2 protein-coding genes and 1 pseudogene are annotated in these 1,594 nt (G+C 43.3%); all 3 read right to left on the bottom strand.

Annotated features, from left to right (window positions below):
- Window positions 1-377: pseudogene (locus B4K20_RS03670) on the bottom strand (TolC family protein); the annotation flags it as partial.
- A 15-nt stretch (window positions 378-392) separates the two neighbouring features.
- Window positions 393-1,001 carry a TolC family protein gene (locus tag B4K20_RS03665; RefSeq protein ID WP_289281928.1) on the bottom strand — a complete coding sequence of 203 codons (609 nt, stop codon included), beginning with the start codon at window positions 999-1,001 and terminating at the stop codon, window positions 393-395.
- Window positions 1,002-1,068: 67 nt separating this feature from the next.
- Window positions 1,069-1,395 carry a hypothetical protein gene (locus B4K20_RS03660; RefSeq protein WP_289281927.1) on the bottom strand — a complete coding sequence of 109 codons (327 nt, stop codon included), beginning with the start codon at window positions 1,393-1,395 and terminating at the stop codon, window positions 1,069-1,071.
- Between the last annotated feature and the right edge of the window lie 199 nt (window positions 1,396-1,594).

Here is a 1,594-nt window from a genome sequence, read left to right as displayed (position 1 = left end):
AGAAAGTCTTGTTGGCGAAACATTATTTCATTTCTTGCTGCCAATGCTGATTTCACTGCTGACTCAGCACGTTTTTCTGCAAATAACGGCACAGAAAACCCTGCTACCAACGCAGATTCATCAATATCAGCACTTCGCCTAATACCCACAGACCAATCGATATCGGCCTGCTGTTGGGTTTTTGCCAGACGAATTTCAGATTCTTTTAAACGTGTTTCAGCAGCAAAAAATGCCAGCGACGGATTATTTTTGACCCGTTCGAATAGTGACTCAAACGATCTACTGCTGCCGTAATCAAACAGTGATCCAGCTACGTTATTGAATTGTGGCTGCATCTCTCCCCATAGATTAGCCAAAGCCATTTTATGGGCATGCATTCGCTGTTCGACACGTCAGACATTTAATCTGGCCTGCTCAACGGCGGCCACTGCACGGGCATAATCAGCTTTAGGCGCAATCGCAGCCCTGACACGTTTATTGACTTCATCAGCCGTGGCTTGAGCAAGAGAGACTTCTTCTTTAGTAAGCTGTATTCGCTGTTTATCAATCAATAACTGAATATAATTTTTGGTAACCGTACTGAGTAAATCAAGCGAAGCAATCTGTTTTTTTATTTGCGTTAATGCCAGCTTTTGATCAACCACATCAACCCTAGCTTGTTTTTTTCCACCTAGCTCCAGCACAGAAGATAAAGACACCGTGAGCTCAGCCGATTTCGTGCCACTTAGCTGACCTGTACCAGCCACGTTCTCCAGTTCAGCACCTATGCGATAAGACGGTGATAGCTGGGCTGTTTCACGCTCAGCTTGCAGGCCTTGTTCACGAACCGGAAAGATATTGAGTGAGGGATTCTGATTTAAGGTTTTTTTAATGGCTTGCACTAATGTCAATGTCGTGTTTGTTGCAGCATGGGCCTGAAACGACACAATAAACAGACTGAAAGCAACATACAGGCACAGACGCAAAAATGGCGTTTGCCCATCTAAATAAATGAGTTTCATGATAGGAATCCTGAAATAAATACTCTTTCATCACGCATAGGTGATGAGCGGAAGTGTTAAATCAGAATCAGGCTTTCGGAGGGCGGTACATAGAGCTGACGGAACCCGATGCATGTATGTATTGGTACGGACTGAAAAAAGTGTCTTTAAATAAAGACAGCGGTAAGTTCACCACATGCGGCACAGCCACAAAATGCACACAATGACTGTGACCACACTGATGTTGGTCGGCATCCATATGGACTGAATCCGGACTATCATCGGCGATAGGATCGATGAGACTGTGATTATCCTGCTCATCAAAAATAATATGATGTACATCAGCCGCGACAATGACTGTTTGCAGCACCATCATCATAATCAAGCTGTATAGAAAGGATTTGATGTTCATCATGTCTGATAGCATAACGTAAACTTACGTTCAGATGAAATAGCTAGCTGACACCTAATCAAAGGATGAAAAGATGACATTCAAGATAGTACTGACTGTTTGCTTGTTTTTGTTAATAAAGCCGGTGCTGGCTGCTGAAGATGATATCAAAATGATACGTGATCTGGCCTATGGTAATTCGCCTTTACAGACCATGGATGTC

The organism is Methylophaga sp. UBA5088 (assembly GCF_002414625.1).
GTDB lineage: Bacteria > Pseudomonadota > Gammaproteobacteria > Nitrosococcales > Methylophagaceae > Methylophaga > Methylophaga marina.
This window is presented reverse-complemented; position numbering and strand designations above follow the sequence as displayed.